Below are 17,991 nucleotides of genomic sequence, written 5' to 3'. Positions count from 1 at the left end.
TTGTCGTGCACAGGATCGATCCCCCTCACCCAGTGAGAGGGGGAAGGGAGCCGATCTCGGGTGGTTTCGAGGCCTGAGTTCGGCTCGGTATCTCAGTCGGCGTAGCTTGACCGGGCAACTCGGTCAGTCCCCTCTCCCTCTGGGAGAGGGTCAGGGTGAGGGCTACGTGCACTGCATCAATGCACAATGACCCGCGATCGCGCACAGCCGTATCGCCACAATCACTCCTGAAAACACTGACAAACCCTTTATTCAAAAACGCGAAAGCCCCGAGTCCCGGGGCTTTCGCGTTCCCAAAGCGGTTTTTTGTCTCAGCAGATTAAAACCTGGCACGCCGCCTGCAATAACTATCACAGGTGATTCGTTTCACCACCCGTTTCGGGGACCTTGGTACAGGCAGGCCGGGGATTCCCCTCTTACATCGGGCTCACAGCGCAACGCGGCGAGCCCAACCTTTTGGGATCCTTGGTACAGGCAGGCCGGGGGTTCCCTCTTTATACCGGGCCGACGCGATACGCGAAGCCCACGCTTTTGGGAACCCTGATACAGGCAGGTCAGGGATTCCCGCTTTTACACCGCCACTGCGCCCCAACGAATTACTCAAGCCGTGGGCGCTTGGGCCGGTGATGTAACGGCGGGTTCTGCCGCCCCCCGTCATATTTTCGTATTTCCGCTTCCAGCCAATCGAGCATTTTCCCAGGACTTGATTCAAATTCGACGATTGTGCTCAGCCACGCTCGCTCCACCGCATCCGCCTGACTGAAATTTTCCAGAACCCGCCAGACTCGACGCTGTAAAAGCGGGCGCTCAACATGAAATTCGGGCGTGCGACTCAGCGTGCGTATACCGTTCAGCAGCGTACTCCAAGGACCTTCGAAACTATCCCAGAGTCTGGCCTTTTCAGCCGCCTGCGCTTGCGGAACATTTCGCAACCAGAGCGCTGCCGACCGATCAGTATGTTGCTCTGCGAGCCAAATATCGCTGCCAGTCTTGATACGGGCATGGATCAGACGTCGAAGAGAAGACGGATCGTTTATCGGGTTGCCGTTGAGATTAAATCCCGCTCTGAGCTCAACGGACTCGGGAATCGATTTGATCCGATTGTTTGAAAGATCCAATACTGTCGTTGGAAGTTGCGGGGTAATGCCTTCCGGGAATTTTTCCAGGCCGGTATTGGACAGATCCAGTTCTCGCAACGCGGTCAGTGTCTTGACTGACGGCGCAAAGTGCAGAGGGTTGTCAGCCAGCTTCAATACTTCCAGATGCTTCGGCCCTCTCTCGGAATCAAGCCCGGCTGGCGGCTTGAATATGCCGGTATCTGTCAGATCGAGATATCGCAGCTCGGCCATGTCGGAAACATTGGGGGCGGCTCTCAATACATTGCGCTGCAACTCAAGTACCTGTAAGCGTCGCAAGTCGGACAGCTGACCGACCAACGCAGAAAGATCTCGACCTGCATATGAGCTGCCGAGCTTTAGTACACGCAATTCGTTCATCCCTGCCACAGAAAAATCCGGCCTCAGCGCACATTCTTCCAAATTGAGCTCTCGCAACCCGGCAAGCTTTTTGAATTGTGCAACCAGAGGCGGGTTAACACTCGGGTGGAAATAAATCTGCCCCGACAGCCGGTTTATTGAAGGCGGTCCGAGTGGCGCCGCGATCTTCAGCGATTCAACATTGGGAAATTGAGCCAGAAATATGTGTACATCCGGCTCCCATCCCGCTCGTAGCGTGAGGTCGGAAATGGACCTGAACTGACGTGATGGAAGCTCTCGAACAGGCCACGAATCGAGATCGAGTTCCAGTTTGAAACCCGTCAGCCGCTCATTTTTGTAGACCCGTTCGTCAGGCTCCCCCAACCACTTGTACAGTCGCCGCAGTTTGGCTCCCACGGCACTAACTGCTGTGTAGGAGTCAGAATACTGATTGACCGAGAGCTCCCGAAGTCTGATCTTGCTGTCCAACTCGGAAAACCCGATCTGAACGCGCCTGAGCTCCACGTCTGCAATATCTTTGTCGCCGATCAGAGCAATGAAGTCGTCAGCCTGCTGATCGGTCGCTTCCGGCAGATATTTTTTCACCTGAGCTCGGGTCGCCTGTTCAACAACCAGGCGAGGGTGCCAGAGACCGCTCGCGGCGTCGCGCAGCAGCACCGGACCTGAAGGTAGCAACTCGCTTGGTCGACGGGCCCGGTACAGTCCGGTATGCGGATCAGCAGCAACCATAGCCATGCCGCCGATTTGCAGGTCAGCGTATGTGCGTTTGTTGATAACCCGAAGACCTTCATTGTTGACTGGCGCACGTATTGCGCGACCGTCAGTGACATAGGCAGCAAGCGACACGTCCGGAGCAATCGGTCGTGCATCAAGGGGAGCCGCGTGAACCACTACGGTATGCGACGGCGAGAAGGCTTCGATATCGGCACCAATGGATGACGGAACTGGGCGCAGCAAAGGATCGAGCGAAGCGCCCATCTCGAAGCCACGACGGCCTGGTAAATCCACCAATGCGGTGTCCAGGTCCGTCGGTCGAGCAGGGCTGGCTGGTGTATCGATATCAACGCGGCTACTGCCGCCGCGGGGTGGTTTGACCGGCATGTTTTTCATCCTTGAAGAGCTTCCCCTGCAGGTGCGCAAGGGCAGCTTGTGGTCGGCATCCTGCCGTTTGAGCGTGAGAGCGGACGATAACGCGCGCTTGCGGTGGCTGGGGGTGGGAAAGGTCAACGGCAGCGGTGGGAAATGCCGTTAAAAAACGTCGGAGGTAACGATGAAGTTCAGATCATTGCTCTCGCAATCGAACTTCCAGCCGCCAGCGGTCATCGACCTCGCTGCCGACCCAGTCACCCTGCAACGGCCGCGCCGCCAGCACCGTCAGCAACAACCCGCCGTCACTCTTGCGCGTGCGCCAGTTCACATCCCTGCCGTCGAGCTTGAGCTGGCCCTTTTGCGGCCGACCTTGCGCCTGAAACAGCAATGCGATGGTGCCGTCGATAATCTCGCCATGCAGCTTCGGCTCGTTGTTGAACCACACCACCAAACCGCCGTCGGTGACCTCGACGCGCTCCAGCACGCTCGGATCCGGCGTGGTCAGTCGACCGATCATCAGGCCGATCATCATTCCGACGATGGCCAGCGAACCGATCACTCGCGGGAATAGTTTCGAACGGTTGTCCACAGGCGGCGTAGAATGCCGCTCGTCTTTACCTTCGGAGCCGTGCATGTTTCACGTCATCCTTTTTCAACCAGAAATTCCGCCGAACACCGGCAACGTTATCAGGCTGTGCGCCAATAGTGGCTGCCACCTGCATTTGATCGAGCCGCTGGGTTTCGAGATGGACGACAAGCGCTTGCGTCGCGCCGGTCTCGACTACCACGAATATGCCACGCTGCAGCGTCACGCTGATCTGGCCAGTTGTCTTGAGAGTCTGGGCAACCCGCGGGTATTCGCCTTCACTACCAAAGGTTCACGGCCGTTTCATGATGCCGCATTCGTGCCCGGCGATGCGTTTCTGTTCGGCCCGGAAAGCCGTGGCCTGCCAGCGGACGTGCTCGACGCCCTGCCCGCCGAACAGCGCCTGCGCCTGCCGATGCGCGAAGGCTGCCGCAGCCTGAATCTGTCCAACACCGTGGCGGTCGCCGTGTACGAAGCGTGGCGGCAGAACGACTTCAAGTAACGCCGCAAAACAAATGTGGGAGCGAGCCTGCTCGCGAATGCGGTGCATCAGTCGACAGATCCGTCTCTGACACGCCCTCTTCGCGAGCAGGCTCGCTCCCACACGGGTGAGGCTGAACCATTATTGAACGGTCGGGGTCTCGCCGCTTTCCTGCATGCGCTGCAGCTCTTGCGCGTACAGGGCGTCGAAGTTCACCGGGGCCAGCATCAGCGCCGGGAACGAGCCACGGGTGACCAGGCTGTCCAGGGTTTCACGGGCATACGGGAACAGGATGTTCGGGCAGAACGCACCCAGGGTGTGGCTCATCGAAGCCGCGTCCAGGTTCTTGATCAGGAAGATACCGGCCTGTTGCACTTCAGCGATGAAGGCCACTTCTTCACCGTTTTTCACGGTAACGGAAAGGGTCAGCACCACTTCGTAGAAATCGCCTTCCAGCGCTTTCTGGCGAGTGTTCAGATCCAGACCGACCGCCGGGTCCCACTGCTGGCGGAAGATCGCCGGGCTTTTCGGGGCTTCGAAGGACAGGTCGCGTACATAGATGCGCTGCAAGGAAAATTGCGGTGCGGTTTCTTCTTCGCTGGCTGCAGTGTTCTGTTGGTCAGTCATCTCAGATCCTTATCGATCTTGGGTCTTTTAGGGAGTGCTGTACGTGGGTGCAGCCATTCAGCCTTTGAGCAGCGCGTCGAGTTTGCCGGCGCGCTCCAGGGCGTATAAATCATCACAACCACCGATGTGCTTTGCGCCGATCCAGATCTGCGGCACGGAGGTGCGTCCGGCCTTTTTGGTCATTTCGGCACGCAGCTGCGGCTTGCCATCGACCTTGATCTCTTCGAAGGCCACGCCTTTGCTGGCGAGCAGATGCTTGGCGCGCGAGCAGTAAGGGCAGTAATCGCTGGAATAGACGATGACGTCGCTCATATCACTTCACCAACGGCAGGTTGTCGCCTTTCCAGCTGGAAATCCCGCCGGACAGCTTGGCCGCGGTGAAGCCGGATTTCATCAGCTCGCGGGCGTGGGTGCCGGCGGTCTGGCCAAGGGCATCGACCAGAATGATGGTTTTGGCCTTGTGCTTTTCCAGCTCGCCGACGCGGGCAGCCAGTTTGTCTTGCGGGATGTTCACCGCGCCAACGATGTGGCCAGCGGCATAATCCTTGGCCGGACGGATGTCCACCACCACGCCTGCATCTTTATTGACCAGTGCGGTCAGTTCGCCAGTGCTCAGGCTTTTACCGCCGCCCTGCATCGTGTGCGCCAGCAACAGAGCCAGCAGTACGACGAAGATACCGACAAGAATGTAGTGGTTAGTGGCAAATTCAATCAGGTGAGCAACCATCGAAGGAGGTTCCAGGGCGTTAAAATGTCGGCCAGTATACACAGCCACTATGGTCGGCCAAACCCCGTCCGGCGGTGACGCGGTCGGAACTTCGCTTTAAACTCCAACTCCGTTTTCCATCGCCCTCTTCTTTATCAGCCACGAGTGGATTCCATGACGACTACGCCCAAACCTTTGGTCCTGATGATTCTCGACGGCTTCGGTCACAGCGACAGCCCCGAATCCAATGCCGTGTTCGCGGCGAAGAAACCTGTGCTGGATCGTCTGTGGGCCACGGTGCCGAACGGCTTGATTTCGGGCAGCGGCATGGACGTCGGCCTGCCGGACGGGCAGATGGGCAACTCCGAAGTCGGCCATATGAACCTTGGCGCCGGGCGCGTGGTGTATCAGGACTTCACCCGCGTGACCAAAGCGATCCGCGACGGCGAATTCTTCGAAAACCCGACCATCTGCGCCGCTGTCGATAAAGCGGTGGCCGCCGGCAAAGCCGTGCACTTCATGGGCCTGCTGTCCGATGGCGGCGTGCACAGCCACCAGGATCACCTGATCGCCATGGCCGAACTGGCCTTCAAGCGCGGCGCCGAAAAAATCTACCTGCACGCCTTCCTTGATGGTCGTGACACACCGCCAAAAAGCGCTGCTTCGTCGATCGAACTGCTCGACGCGACTTTCCAGGCCTTGGGCAAAGGCCGGATCGCCAGCATCATCGGCCGCTATTTCGCCATGGACCGTGACAACCGTTGGGATCGCGTCGCCCAGGCCTACAACCTGATCGTCGACGGCAATGGCGAATTCAACGCCGCCACCGCTCAGGAAGGTCTTGAAGCTGCCTACGCCCGGGGCGAAAGCGACGAATTCGTCAAAGCCACCTCCATCGGCGAGCCGGTAAAAGTCGAAGACGGCGACGCCGTGGTGTTCATGAACTTCCGTGCCGACCGCGCCCGCGAGCTGACCCGCGTGTTCGTCGAAGACGATTTCAAGGAATTCGCGCGCGCCCGCCAGCCAAAACTGGCCGGTTTCGTCATGCTGACCCAGTACGCCGCAAGCATTCCGGCACCGTCGGCCTTCGCCGCCGGCAGCCTGGAAAACGTCCTCGGTGATTACCTGGCGAAAAACGGCAAGACCCAGCTGCGCATCGCTGAAACCGAGAAGTATGCCCACGTGACCTTCTTCTTCTCCGGCGGTCGCGAAGAACCGTTCCCGGGCGAAGAGCGCATCCTCATCCCGTCGCCGAAAGTCGCTACCTATGACCTGCAGCCGGAAATGAGCGCGCCGGAAGTCACCGACCGCATCGTCGACGCCATCGAAAACCAGCGCTACGACGTGATCGTGGTCAACTACGCCAACGGCGACATGGTCGGCCATAGCGGCGTATTCGACGCGGCGGTGAAGGCGGTCGAGTGCCTGGACATCTGCGTCGGTCGCATCGTCGAGGCGCTGGACAAGGTCGGTGGCGAAGCGCTGATCACGGCCGACCACGGCAACGTCGAGCAAATGGCCGACGAATCCACCGGTCAGGCGCATACCGCGCACACCACCGAGCCGGTGCCGTTCATCTACGTCGGCAAACGCGACCTGAAAGTGCGCGAAGGCGGCGTGCTGGCGGACGTGGCACCGACCATGCTGATGCTGCTGGGCCTGGAAAAACCGGCGGAGATGACTGGCACTTCGATCCTGGTCTGATCCGAAGCCGGAAAATACCGCAAAACCCTGTGGGAGCTGGCTTGCCAGCGATAGCAATCTGACAGCCAACATTTATGTTGAATGTGCAGCCGCCATCGCTGGCAAGCCAGCTCCCACAGTGGTTTGTGCTGGTTTCGAAGATTATTTTCAGCTGTATCCCCAGCCAGTTATCACACAGCCCCAATTGGGCGTTTTTTTTGCAGCCTCGGGCGGGCATACTAGGCCGTCCCTTACCCTGGTGCCGCCCGCCCCTATGCTTCGCGTCCTGATTGCCCTTGCTCTGACCTGTCTGCTCCAGCCGGCCTTCGCCGACGAGCGCGCGCAAACCCAACAGCAGTTGGAGGCCACGCGCCAGGATATCGCCGAGCTGAAAAAACTCTTGGGCAAGCTGCAGGAAGAAAAGTCCGGCGTGCAGAAAGAGCTCAAGGGCACCGAGACCGAGATGGGCAAGCTGCAGAAGCAGGTCGACGCGCTGCAGAAAGAATTGCAGAAAAGCGAATCCGAGCTGCAGCGGCTCGATGCAGAGAAAAAACTCCAGAGCGCGCGCACTGAACAGCAGCGACTGATCGCCATTCAGGCCCGTGCGGCTTACCAGAACGGTCGCCAGGAATACCTCAAGCTGCTGCTCAATCAACAGAACCCCGAGAAATTTGCCCGCACTCTCACCTATTACGACTACCTGAGCCAGGCCCGCCTGGAGCAGTTGAAGAACTTCAACGAAACCCTGCGCCAACTGGCCAATGTCGAAAAAGACATTGGCCTGCAGCAGGCGCAGTTGCTGGTGCAGAAAAGCGACCTCGACACTCAGCGCGAAGCACTCGAGAAGGTCCGCAAGGAACGCCAGCAGGTTCTCGCCAAGCTAAATGACGACGTGAAAGCCCGCGATCAAAAGCTGGCCGCCCGCGAGCAGGATCAGGCAGACCTGTCTAAAGTCCTTAAAACCATCGAAGAAACCCTGGCGCGCCAGGCTCGTGAGGCAGAAGAAGCGCGGCAGAAAGCGCTGATCGCCCAGCAGGAAGCGGAAAAAAGCGTTTGCGTGAGGCGCAGGCTGACAACAGCGACGCCCCACGAAAACCCGCCAGATCAAGCCCCGGCGCGCTGGTATCGAGCAGCGGCGAAACCTTTGGCGGGCCTTTTGCTGCAACCCGGGGAAAACTTCCGTGGCCGGTTGATGGTCGATTACTCGCACGCTTCGGTGAAAGCCGTGGCGACGACGCCCGCACCAAGTGGGATGGTGTGATGATCAGCGCCTCCGCCGGCAGCCAGGTGCACGCCGTACACGGTGGGCGCGTGGTATTTGCCGATTGGCTGCGCGGTGCCGGGTTGCTGGTGATCCTCGATCACGGCAACGGTTTTCTGAGTCTTTACGGTCACAACCAGACGCTGCTCAAGTCGGCGGGTGATGTGGTCAAGGCTGGCGAGTCGATTTCCACTGTAGGTAACAGTGGCGGCCAGGACACGCCAGCGCTGTATTTCGCAATTCGTCAGCAGGGTCACCCGAGTGATCCGGCGCAATGGTGTCGTGCGCAAGGATAAGCGCACCATCTAATTCAGGAGTTCGTTCGACATGCTGCATTTGTCCCGCCTTACCTCGCTGGCCCTGACGATCGCTCTGGTGATCGGCGCGCCTCTGGCGTTCGCCGCGCAACCGGCCCCGACTGTCGCTCCGGCAGGCACTGCCGCGACCGCCAAGGCGCCGCTGCCGCTGGAAGAGCTGCGCACCTTCGCCGAGGTCATGGACCGGATCAAAGCCGCGTACGTCGAGCCTGTGGACGACAAGACCCTGCTGGAAAACGCGATCAAGGGCATGCTCAGCAACCTCGATCCGCATTCGGCCTACCTCGGCCCGGAAGACTTTACCGAACTGCAGGAAAGCACCAGCGGTGAGTTCGGCGGCCTGGGCATCGAAGTCGGCGCCGAAGACGGCTTCATCAAGGTTGTCTCACCGATCGACGACACCCCGGCCTCGAAGGCTGGCATCCAGGCCGGCGACTTCATCGTCAAGATCAACGGCCAGCCAACCCGCGGCCAGACCATGACCGAAGCCGTCGACAAGATGCGCGGCAAGATCGGCCAGAAAATCACCCTGACCCTGGTTCGCGATGGTGGCACGCCATTCGACGTGACCCTGGCCCGTGCAGTGATTCAGGTCAAGAGCGTCAAAGCGCAGCTGCTCGAATCGGGCTACGGCTATATCCGCATCACCCAGTTCCAGGTCAAGACCGGCGAAGAAGTCTCCAAGGCGCTGGCCAAGCTGCGCAAGGACAACGGCAAGAAGCTCAACGGCATCATTCTCGACCTGCGCAACAACCCGGGTGGCGTGCTGCAATCGGCGGTGGAAGTGGTCGACCATTTCATCACCAAAGGTCTGATCGTTTACACCAAGGGCCGCATTGCCAACTCCGAATTGCGCTTCTCCGCCACCGGCAAGGACGAGAGCGAAGCGGTGCCGATGGTCGTGCTGATCAACGGCGGCAGTGCCTCGGCTTCGGAAATCGTCGCCGGCGCCCTGCAGGACCAGAAACGCGCCGTGGTCATGGGCACCACCAGTTTCGGCAAGGGCTCGGTGCAGACCGTGCTGCCGCTGAACAACGACCGCGCGCTGAAGATCACCACCGCGCTGTATTTCACGCCGAACGGCCGCTCGATCCAGGCCCAGGGCATCGTGCCGGACATCGAAGTGCGCCGCGCGAAGATCACCAACGAAGCCGACAGCGAATACTTCAAGGAAGCCGATCTGCAAGGCCACTTGGGCAACGGCAACGGCGGCGCCGACAAACCGAGCGGTTCCGGCGGCAAGGCCAAAGCGATGCCGCAGGATGATGATTACCAGTTGGCCCAGGCCCTGAGCCTGCTCAAAGGCCTGAGCATCACTTCCGGCCGCTGAGGATGTTGCTGCGTTCCCTCTGCGTTCTGTTGTGCTGTCTGGCGGGTTTTGCCCAAGCAGAGCCCGCCAGCTCTACGCCGCACAAGGCCTACCTGACATTGATCATCGATGACCTGGGGCAGAACCTGCCCCGGGATCGTCGCGTGCTCGCCCTGCCCGGCCCGGTCACGGCAGCGATCATGCCTGATACCCCCCACGCCACCGAGTTTGCCCGCGAAGCCCATCGCGCCGGCAAGATCGTCATCCTGCACATGCCCATGGACCCGGCCACCGGGCCTTACGCCTGGCACCCCGAGCTGCCCATCGAAGAGCTGCAGAAACGCCTGAATGCCGCGTTCGAAAAAGTACCGTTCACTGCCGGTATCAACAATCACATGGGCAGCCGCATGACCGCCCAGCCGGCGGCGATGGCGTGGTTGATGGGCGAATTGCAGCGTCGGCACAAGTTCTTTGTCGACAGCCGCACCAGCGCGCAGACCGTCGCAGCGCAGCAGGCGCAGAAAATCGACCTGGCCAGCGTTTCCCGGGACGTGTTTCTTGATGATGAGCGCACCGAAGCGGCCATTGCCACTCAGTTGCAGACCGCGATCGCCCTGGCGCACAAACAGGGTTCAGCGGTGATGATCGGCCATCCGTACCCGCAGACCCTCGCGGTGCTGGAGCGCGAATTACCCAAGCTCAAAGCGCAGGGCATCGACTGGATCGATATCCGGCAGATGATCAGCGTGCGCAGCAATCGCGCCATGGCCGGGCATGGCAAGGACGGCGTTTACCGGTAAAACCCTGTGACGCTGGCACATACATAGTTACCACCCGATAACCGTCCCCGTTTCCGATAGTGCGACCTGCAACAGGTCACGACGCCCTCGCGCGTCGCCTTTCAACTATCAGGAATCATCATGACTATCGAAAAAAATATCGCCGCGCTGCCACGGCAAATGGAACCGATCATCCAGGACAACCTGCTGATCAACTTCACCATGGAGTTCAATCGGGTCTGGAGCAGCAACGGCTCGAAAGCGAAAACCGCCACCTTCTGGCGCCCTGCCCCCGCTCCGGATGCACTGCCGGGCTATTTCCCGCTGGGCGACGTGCTGATCCCCGGCGATGCCAATATCAACGGCGAAGTAGTCGCGGCCGTGGTCTGCGAGAGGGATTTGAAAGGACTAGACACCGCCAGAGGCAAGGCACTGGCGCGCCCTGTCGATTTTGAACTGGTCTGGAAAGAAACCGGGGCGCCCAATGTTGCGCGCCTGTCGATCTGGCGCCCTTTGGCACCTGTCGGTTACGTCGCCTTGGGGCAAGTCTGCACCACCGATCATTGCAAACCTTCGCTCAACTCAGTGCGTTGCGTCAGGGTCGACCTCGTCGTTGCGGCGAACCTCGGCGAGTTGATCTGGAATGACAAAGGTAGCGGCGCCAAAATGAGTTTCAGTGCCTACGCCATCGAACCGCCGACTGCGGCAGCAGGCGATATCCTGTTTGCAGCGGGCACATTCGCCGGCATTCAGGGCTACAGCAAGCCTGCGGCACCTTCATCGGCGTACGCGTTGCGCATGCAGATCCCTGTGCAACTGAGCGAACCACCGCAGGCTCCGGTTCTCGGTGGATATGCCAAGCCAGCCGAAAGCGAACCCGCCACGGTCACACATGTTGCCCGCCTGCCCTGGTTCGCGGTGAGAGATCATGCGCATCCCGGTGAACAGTTTCGCAACTCACCTTACTACGCACTCAAAAGGACCGACGAATACGTGCTCATCGGTTATGAGCGCAATGAGTCGGACGCATACCGCGCGACAAAATGGACTGCGCCGCGCGCGCAGAGCGCCGTGACGATGCGGATGTTCCATAGCTTCACCGCGATGGAAATTGTAAAAGCCTGGCCATCCGCGCCTCTGAGCGACATCCGCATGACCAGATTCTCGGCTTGCCTGCCGAAGGCCCTGACCCACACTGAAGCGTCTTCCAACGGCTGGCACGAGCTGCGACCGCAGGTCGTGATTGCCATGGTGCCAAAGCAATCAGCCGTAGCGGTCTATCAGATGCAAAGCCATTACGAACTGGTGAGGGAAGACGGTACTCAAGTGGCGGTCGATTTCGGCTATACCGACGACTCCAGCGTTCTGCTGACGCAATACCCGCCACAAACCATCGAGTCAGTCGACTCGTGTCCATCGCTGAAGACGGCCATCCCCGCTGAGCCAGGCATCGACAGCACCAGCGTAGAAGCGCTGCAAGCGCCTGGTCTGGATGTGGTTACAGATAGCGCGCCATGATTTCATCGACCACGCCTTCCTTGCGCATCTGATCCAGCGCGGTCTGCAGCCTGGCGACGACGTCATCGGAAACATCCTTGTTCAGCGCCAGGTACAACTCGGCGCTGTTGAAGCGCAGCACGGTCTTCAGACCGGTCACGCCATCCTGCCGTGCCAGATAACGGCCGGCAGGATCACCCGTGGCCCACAGATCGATCTGGCCATTGAGCAGCTTTTTAGCGTTGTCCTGATCGCGCAGCACCACCACCGGTTTGAGGCCTTGCTTGGTGAGTGTCTCGGCAATCGCATCGCCCTTGTAGGCGCCGATCTTGTATTTGCGCGCGTCGTTGAGGGTGTCAAGGGTGATCTTGCTGTCAGCCTTGGCCAGCAGGATCCAGTCATCCGGGCCGATCGGGCCGACCCATTTGAACAGTCTTTCGCGATCGGGCAGGCGCGCCATGACGAAGGCGCCGTAACCGGGATTTTCCAGGGCGAGTTTGTAGACACGCTCCCAGGGGAAACGCAGGGTCAGGCTGTAAGTGAGGCCGGCGCGCTGGAACATCTCGCGAACGATGTCAGTGGCAATGCCGTTGATGTTGTCGCCCTGGGCGAAATTCTTGCCGTTCTTCGCCATGTTGTACGGCGGGAAGTTTTCGGTAAGCAGCACCAGGTCGGTGTCGGGACCGTTTTCGGCGCGAGCATTGCTGATCAACAACAATGAGGCGCTGGCGAGAACAACAAGCAGGCGTTTGATCATGTCGGGCTACCGGAATCCATGGCGTGCCCAAGAGTGCCTTGGGCGCGCCATGCTGTCCACTGGCCTGTACGCTTTAGCGCATGATGATGCCGCGATGCGACATGTAGGCCTTGGCTTCCTGCACGGTGTATTCGCCGAAGTGGAAAATACTCGCCGCCAGCACCGCACTGGCGTGACCTTCGAGAATGCCGTCAGCCAGATGCTGCAGGTTGCCGACGCCACCGGAAGCGATCACCGGAATGCCCAGCGCATCACTGATGGCGCGGGTCACGCCGAGGTCGAAACCGTTTTTCATGCCGTCCTGATCCATGCTGGTCAGGAGGATTTCGCCAGCACCGAGGCCTTCCATTTTCTTCGCCCACTCGACTGCGTCGAGGCCGGTCGGCTTGCGCCCGCCGTGGGTGAAGATTTCCCAGCGCGGGGTTTCGCCGGGGCCGGAGACTCTCTTGGCGTCGATGGCGACGACGATGCACTGCGAGCCGAAATGCTGCGCGGCTTCGCCAACGAACTCCGGGTTGAACACCGCAGCGGTGTTGATCGACACCTTGTCTGCGCCGGCATTGAGCAGATTGCGGATGTCCTGCACGGTACGCACGCCACCGCCGACGGTCAGCGGAATGAACACCTGGCTGGCCATGCGCTCGACGGTATGCAGCGTGGTGTCACGGCCATCGACGCTGGCGGTGATGTCGAGAAAGGTAATCTCGTCGGCGCCCTGCTCGTCGTAGCGACGGGCGATTTCCACCGGGTCACCGGCGTCGCGGATGTTCTCGAACTTCACACCTTTGACGACCCGGCCGTTGTCCACGTCCAGGCAAGGGATGATGCGCTTGGCTAACGCCATAAGACTTAATCTCCGATTAAGAAGCTTCAAGCTTCAAGCTGCAAGAAAGGGCGGATTGCGGTCGCGCTTCTAACTTGCAGCTCGCAGCTTGCAACTTGAAGCTGCTTTTATCTGGCCGCGTAGCCATCACAAAAAGCTTGAGCCTCTGCAACATCCAAAGTGCCCTCATAGATCGCGCGGCCCGTGATCGCGCCGATGATGCCCGGTGCCTTGGCGTCGAGCAGCGACTTGATGTCACCCAGGTTATGGATGCCGCCGGAAGCGATCACTGGAATCTTCGTCGCAGCGGCCAGCGCAGCGGTGAACGGTACGTTGCAGCCCTGCATCATGCCGTCTTTGGCGATGTCGGTATAAACGATCGAGGACACGCCGTCGGCTTCGAACTGCTTGGCCAGGTCAATGACCTGCACGGTGCTGATCTCAGCCCAACCGTCGGTGGCGACGAAACCGTCTTTCGCATCCAGGCCGACAATGATCTTGCCCGGAAACGCACGGCAGGCTTCAGCAACGAACGCCGGATCTTTCACGGCTTTGGTGCCGATGATCACGTAGCTCACGCCCGCCTTGACGTAATGCTCGATGGTTTCCAGCGAACGGATGCCGCCACCGATCTGGATCGGCAGGGTCGGGTAGCGCTTGGCGATCGCGGTGACCACTTCGCCGTTGACCGGCTGGCCTTCGAACGCGCCGTTCAGGTCGACCAGATGCAGACGACGGCAACCGCCCTCCACCCACTTGGCAGCCATGCTCACCGGGTCATCGGAGAACACCGTGGAATCTTCCATGCGGCCCTGGCGCAGACGTACGCAGGCACCGTCTTTGAGATCGATAGCGGGGATAATCAGCATGCTTTTTCCTTCGTCAAAAGAGCGGCAAGCTGCAAGCCATAAGCTGCAAGCGCGCACGCGCGTCTATCTCTTGCAGCTTGCAGCTTGACGCTTGCCGCTGCTCTTAATTTTTTCGAGCGCCCACAGGTCGCTTTCGATGCTTTCAAACCGCTCCTTGAGGTGGGTCTGCACATCGAAAATCGCCCTGTTGTAATAGTGCGGAGCAATCTCGCGGGTAAACAGCTCAAGAATTTCCGCCGCCTCGAACGAACCCAGATCCAGTTCGAAACGGTCTTCCATGAACCGCTGAATCTTGCGATTGGCCTCGCTCTCCTGCTCGGGAGTGAGGGTCAGAATCGGCGGTTTGGACTTCTTGACGGCCATTTACCAGCGACCGTCCCACGCAGCGAAGTTCTGCAGCAATTGCAGGCCGTGGGTATGGCTTTTCTCCGGGTGGAACTGCACGGCGAAACGCGAGCCATCGGCCAGCGTGGCGGCGAAGTCGACGCCGTAATGACCGCTGCCCACCACCTGCCGCGCATTGGCGGCGGCGATGTAGTAGCTGTGCACGAAGTAGAATCGCGCCAGATCCGGGATGTCGTGCCACAACGGGTGACTGATGGTCTGCTTCACCTCGTTCCAGCCCATGTGCGGGACCTTCAGGTGCTCGCCGTCTTCGTGCAGATCCTTTCCGAAGAATTTCACCGCGCCCGGAAACAGGCCGATGCAGTCAACGCCTTCGTTCTCTTCGCTGCTGTCGAGCAAGGCTTGCATGCCGACGCAGATGCCGAGGAACGGCCGATCCTGGCTGACCTCACGGACCAGCGAATCGAAGCCGAGGCGACGGATCTCCGCCATGCAATCGCGAATCGCGCCAACGCCCGGGAAGACCACGCGGTCGGCTTCGCGAATCACGTTCGCGTCGCTGGTAATCAGCACCTTGCCGGCGCCGACGTGCTCAAGCGCTTTGGCAACCGAGTGCAGGTTGCCCATGCCGTAGTCGATAACTGCAACCGTCTGCATTACAGAACGCCTTTGGTCGACGGCATTTGCCCGGCCATGCGTTCGTCCAGCTCGACGGCCATGCGCAGCGCGCGGCCGAAAGCCTTGAACACGGTTTCGATCTGGTGGTGAGTGTTGGTGCCGCGCAGGTTGTCGATGTGCACGCTGACCAGCGCGTGGTTGACGAAGCCCTGGAAGAACTCCTGGAACAGGTCAACGTCGAAACCGCCGACGGTGGCGCGGGTGTACGGCACGTGCATCTGCAGGCCTGGACGACCGGAGAAGTCGATGACCACACGCGACAGTGCTTCATCGAGCGGCACGTAGGCATGGCCGTAGCGACGGATGCCTTTTTTGTCGCCGATGGCTTTGGCAAACGCCTGGCCGAGGGTGATACCGACGTCTTCCACCGTATGGTGGTCGTCGATATGCAGATCGCCCTTGCATTCGATATCCAGGTCGATCAACCCGTGACGGGCGATCTGATCCAGCATGTGCTCAAGAAAAGGTACACCGATATCGAATCGGGCCTTTCCGGTGCCATCAAGGTTGATCGAGGCTTTGATCTGGGTTTCCAGAGTGTCGCGCTCGACAGACGCCTTACGTTCGGCCATCACCAGCTCCGCAAAATCATTGGGCGAAAAAGGCAGCCATTATAGGCACGCAGGAGGCAAACAGAAACACGAGAGGTGAGATGCCTGACGGATAGAACGCCCGGCTGTCGCGGGTAGACATGTCCATACAAGCGAGAAGGGATGATGATCGCTCCCACGCTCTGCGTGGGAGTGCAGCCCGGACGCTCCGCGTCCGCTTCAAATGTGACGCAGAGCGTCACGGGAGGCATTCCCACGCAGAGCGTGGGAACGATCAAATGTAAATGACCTTAGTGAAACAGTACCGCCGTCTTCTGCAGGGTCACCCACACACCCCACGCCAACGGAATACCCACCACCAGCCATGCCGCGATCGCCAGAGGCTTGGTGCCCGGCGCCGCTTTCCACTCCAGAACGGTGCTGGCATCGGCACCCTTGTCGTGGCCCAGCGCCTGTTCGGCAGCCAGTTCGGCGTCGGTCATGAAGTACTTGTCGGCCACCGGGCGCACCATCAGGTTGCACAGGAAGCCCAGCACCAGCAGGCCGGCGAGGATGTACAGAGTGATGTCGTAAGCAGCAGCGCGTTCAACGCCGATGCTCAACTGATATTCACGCAGGTAGTTCACCAGCACCGGACCGAGCACGCCGGCAGCAGCCCAGGCAGTCAGCAGACGACCGTGGATCGCGCCAACCATCTGCGTGCCGAACAAGTCGGCCAGATACGCCGGAACGGTGGCGAAACCACCGCCGTACATCGACAGGATGATGCAGAACGCCGCCACGAACAGCGCAACGTTGCCCAGATGGCCCATGTTCGGAATCAGCGCGTACAGGGCAAAACCCAGCGCGAAGAACACGAAATAGGTGTTCTTGCGGCCCAGGTAGTCCGAGAACGAGGCCCAGAAGAAGCGACCACCGATGTTGAACAGGCTCAGCAGACCGGTGAAGCCCGCTGCGATTGCCGCGATCGAGGCCAGTTGGCCAGCGTCGAGTTGACCGAACGGCACATCGACGCCCAGCAGTTTGCCGCCGAACACTTCCTGCAACAGTGGCGAAGCCATGCCGAGGATACCGATACCCGCCGACACGTTCAGGCACAGCACCAGCCATACCAGACGGAATTGCGGAGTTTTCCACGCTACATTCACGTGAACGTGACGGTTGGTGATCATCGCGTTGGAAGCTTTCTTCGCCGGAGCGGTCCAGCCTTCAGGTTTCCAGCCGGTTGGCGGCACGCGGTAGGACAGTGCGCCACCGATCATGAACACGAAGTAGATGGCTGCCATGGCCACGAAGCTCTGCCATACGCCCACGCCTTCTGGCGAAGCGAAGTGGCTCATCAGTGCCGTCGCCAATGGTGCGCCGACCATCGCGCCGCCACCGAAGCCCATGATCGCCATGCCGGTCGCCATACCGCGCTTGTCCGGGAACCACTTGATCAGGGTCGACACCGGCGAGATATAGCCCAGGCCCAGACCGATACCGCCGATCACGCCGGAGCCGATCCACATCAGCCAGATCTGGTGGGTATAGATACCCAGCGCGGAAATCAGCAGACCGCCACACCAGCACAAGGCCGATACAACGCCAGCCTTGCGTGGACCGGCGTGTTCCAGCCAGCCGCCCCATATCGCTGCCGAGCAGCCGAGGAAGATGAAGAACAGCGTGTAGATCCAGCCGAGCATGGAGATCGGCCAGTCGCAGTTCGACGAAAATACCTGTGCGATGAAGCTCATGTCCGGCGCGCAAGCCACCGGCGCGGTAACGCCGAGTGCCTTGGACAGCGGCAACCAGAACACCGAGAAGCCGTAGGCCATGCCGATGCACAGGTGAATGGCCAAAGCGGCCGGTGGAACCAGCCAGCGGTTGAAACCGGGCTTGGCGATGATGCGTTCCTTGGACAGGAACGCAGGCTGGTCGGCTTTGAGGCCGTCCGCCGTGATGCTCGTGCTCATTGTGTATCCCCCAATTGTTAGTATGGTTCGCCAGCCACTGCTCACCCTCGGCCTTATGCACGCAGGCATGACCGTTTTTTTAGGTGAAGCTCCTTGAAGGCGCGACGTTAAGTCGCAGACGGGCGGACGAACTGGCGAAGGTTACCATTCTCAGGTGACAGAAAAACCAAACTGATATCACC

17 protein-coding genes and 1 pseudogene are annotated in these 17,991 nt (G+C 59.9%); 6 read left to right on the top strand and 12 right to left on the bottom strand.

All coding sequences use genetic code 11. The features are described from left to right. Positions 1-596: 596 nt before the first annotated feature. Together ACZZZ4_RS10575 and ACZZZ4_RS10570 are read right to left on the bottom strand one after the other, a co-directional pair. Complete coding sequence (locus tag ACZZZ4_RS10575; protein WP_463547771.1) at positions 597-2,597, bottom strand: leucine-rich repeat domain-containing protein; 2,001 nt, start codon at positions 2,595-2,597, stop codon at positions 597-599. Positions 2,598-2,778: 181 nt separating this feature from the next. Next, on the bottom strand, positions 2,779-3,219 hold the full coding sequence (locus ACZZZ4_RS10570; RefSeq protein ID WP_463547770.1) for a hypothetical protein: 441 nt from the start codon (positions 3,217-3,219) through the stop codon (positions 2,779-2,781). Here ACZZZ4_RS10570 and ACZZZ4_RS10565 point away from each other — a divergent pair. Next, on the top strand, positions 3,218-3,673 hold the full coding sequence (locus ACZZZ4_RS10565) for a tRNA (cytidine(34)-2'-O)-methyltransferase (protein ID WP_016772113.1): 456 nt from the start codon (positions 3,218-3,220) through the stop codon (positions 3,671-3,673). The two genes, ACZZZ4_RS10570 and ACZZZ4_RS10565, sit on opposite strands and share 2 nt — an antisense overlap. 120 nt (positions 3,674-3,793) lie before the next feature. Here ACZZZ4_RS10565 and secB read toward each other — a convergent pair whose 3' ends face one another. Genes secB through ACZZZ4_RS10550 form a run of 3 tightly spaced genes read right to left on the bottom strand, consistent with a single transcriptional unit; the run spans position 3,794 to position 5,006 of the window. Beyond that, entirely contained in the window at positions 3,794-4,279 is a 486-nt protein-coding gene (secB, locus tag ACZZZ4_RS10560) for a protein-export chaperone SecB (RefSeq protein WP_016772114.1), read from the bottom strand. A 57-nt stretch (positions 4,280-4,336) separates the two neighbouring features. Continuing rightward, on the bottom strand, positions 4,337-4,591 hold the full coding sequence (gene grxC, locus ACZZZ4_RS10555) for a glutaredoxin 3 (protein ID WP_039756592.1): 255 nt from the start codon (positions 4,589-4,591) through the stop codon (positions 4,337-4,339). Between the two features lies 1 nt (position 4,592). Continuing rightward, positions 4,593-5,006 carry a rhodanese-like domain-containing protein gene (locus tag ACZZZ4_RS10550; protein WP_016772116.1) on the bottom strand — a complete coding sequence of 138 codons (414 nt, stop codon included), beginning with the start codon at positions 5,004-5,006 and terminating at the stop codon, positions 4,593-4,595. A gap of 153 nt (positions 5,007-5,159) precedes the next feature. Between ACZZZ4_RS10550 and gpmI the strand changes: the two genes are divergently transcribed. The 5 genes and pseudogenes from gpmI (at position 5,160) to ACZZZ4_RS10525 (ending at position 11,852) form a co-directional block, all read left to right on the top strand. Then, positions 5,160-6,689 (top strand): 2,3-bisphosphoglycerate-independent phosphoglycerate mutase, encoded by a 1,530-nt coding sequence (gpmI, locus tag ACZZZ4_RS10545; RefSeq protein ID WP_463547769.1) that lies wholly within the window; start codon positions 5,160-5,162, stop codon positions 6,687-6,689. Between the two features lie 253 nt (positions 6,690-6,942). Further along, a pseudogene (locus tag ACZZZ4_RS10540) lies at positions 6,943-8,225 on the top strand (murein hydrolase activator EnvC family protein). 31 nt (positions 8,226-8,256) lie between these two features. Beyond that, positions 8,257-9,576 carry a S41 family peptidase gene (locus tag ACZZZ4_RS10535; protein WP_039756590.1) on the top strand — a complete coding sequence of 440 codons (1,320 nt, stop codon included), beginning with the start codon at positions 8,257-8,259 and terminating at the stop codon, positions 9,574-9,576. Positions 9,577-9,578: 2 nt separating this feature from the next. Next, positions 9,579-10,355, top strand: coding sequence for a divergent polysaccharide deacetylase family protein (locus tag ACZZZ4_RS10530; RefSeq protein ID WP_463547768.1), 777 nt, complete (start codon positions 9,579-9,581; stop codon positions 10,353-10,355). Positions 10,356-10,475: 120 nt separating this feature from the next. Continuing rightward, the gene (locus tag ACZZZ4_RS10525; RefSeq protein WP_463547767.1) at positions 10,476-11,852 is read left to right on the top strand and encodes a Vps62-related protein; all 1,377 of its coding nucleotides are present in this window, start codon (positions 10,476-10,478) and stop codon (positions 11,850-11,852) included. On the opposite strand, the gene ACZZZ4_RS10520 is transcribed toward ACZZZ4_RS10525, so the two are convergent. The 7 genes from ACZZZ4_RS10520 to ACZZZ4_RS10490 form a co-directional block, all read right to left on the bottom strand. After that, positions 11,833-12,588, bottom strand: coding sequence for a substrate-binding periplasmic protein (locus ACZZZ4_RS10520; RefSeq protein ID WP_415763898.1), 756 nt, complete (start codon positions 12,586-12,588; stop codon positions 11,833-11,835). The two genes, ACZZZ4_RS10525 and ACZZZ4_RS10520, sit on opposite strands and share 20 nt — an antisense overlap. 73 nt (positions 12,589-12,661) lie before the next feature. Continuing rightward, positions 12,662-13,432, bottom strand: coding sequence for an imidazole glycerol phosphate synthase subunit HisF (gene hisF, locus ACZZZ4_RS10515; protein WP_463547766.1), 771 nt, complete (start codon positions 13,430-13,432; stop codon positions 12,662-12,664). A gap of 107 nt (positions 13,433-13,539) precedes the next feature. Further along, positions 13,540-14,280 (bottom strand): 1-(5-phosphoribosyl)-5-[(5-phosphoribosylamino)methylideneamino]imidazole-4-carboxamide isomerase, encoded by a 741-nt coding sequence (gene hisA / locus ACZZZ4_RS10510; RefSeq protein WP_281875451.1) that lies wholly within the window; start codon positions 14,278-14,280, stop codon positions 13,540-13,542. A gap of 63 nt (positions 14,281-14,343) precedes the next feature. Then, positions 14,344-14,643: a DUF2164 domain-containing protein gene (locus ACZZZ4_RS10505; RefSeq protein ID WP_460123038.1), complete on the bottom strand. Its 300-nt coding sequence runs from the start codon at positions 14,641-14,643 to the stop codon at positions 14,344-14,346. Next, a complete protein-coding gene (hisH, locus tag ACZZZ4_RS10500; RefSeq protein ID WP_463547765.1) occupies positions 14,644-15,282 on the bottom strand; it encodes an imidazole glycerol phosphate synthase subunit HisH in 639 nt (212 codons plus the stop codon). Continuing rightward, on the bottom strand, positions 15,282-15,875 hold the full coding sequence (gene hisB, locus ACZZZ4_RS10495; protein WP_016772125.1) for an imidazoleglycerol-phosphate dehydratase HisB: 594 nt from the start codon (positions 15,873-15,875) through the stop codon (positions 15,282-15,284). Before hisB ends, hisH begins: the two co-directional genes overlap by 1 nt. 269 nt (positions 15,876-16,144) lie before the next feature. Further along, a complete protein-coding gene (locus ACZZZ4_RS10490; protein ID WP_016772126.1) occupies positions 16,145-17,809 on the bottom strand; it encodes an OFA family MFS transporter in 1,665 nt (554 codons plus the stop codon). Positions 17,810-17,991: the final 182 nt, after the last annotated feature.

It is taken from the genome of Pseudomonas sp. AC252, from assembly GCF_979258105.1.
This window is presented reverse-complemented; position numbering and strand designations above follow the sequence as displayed.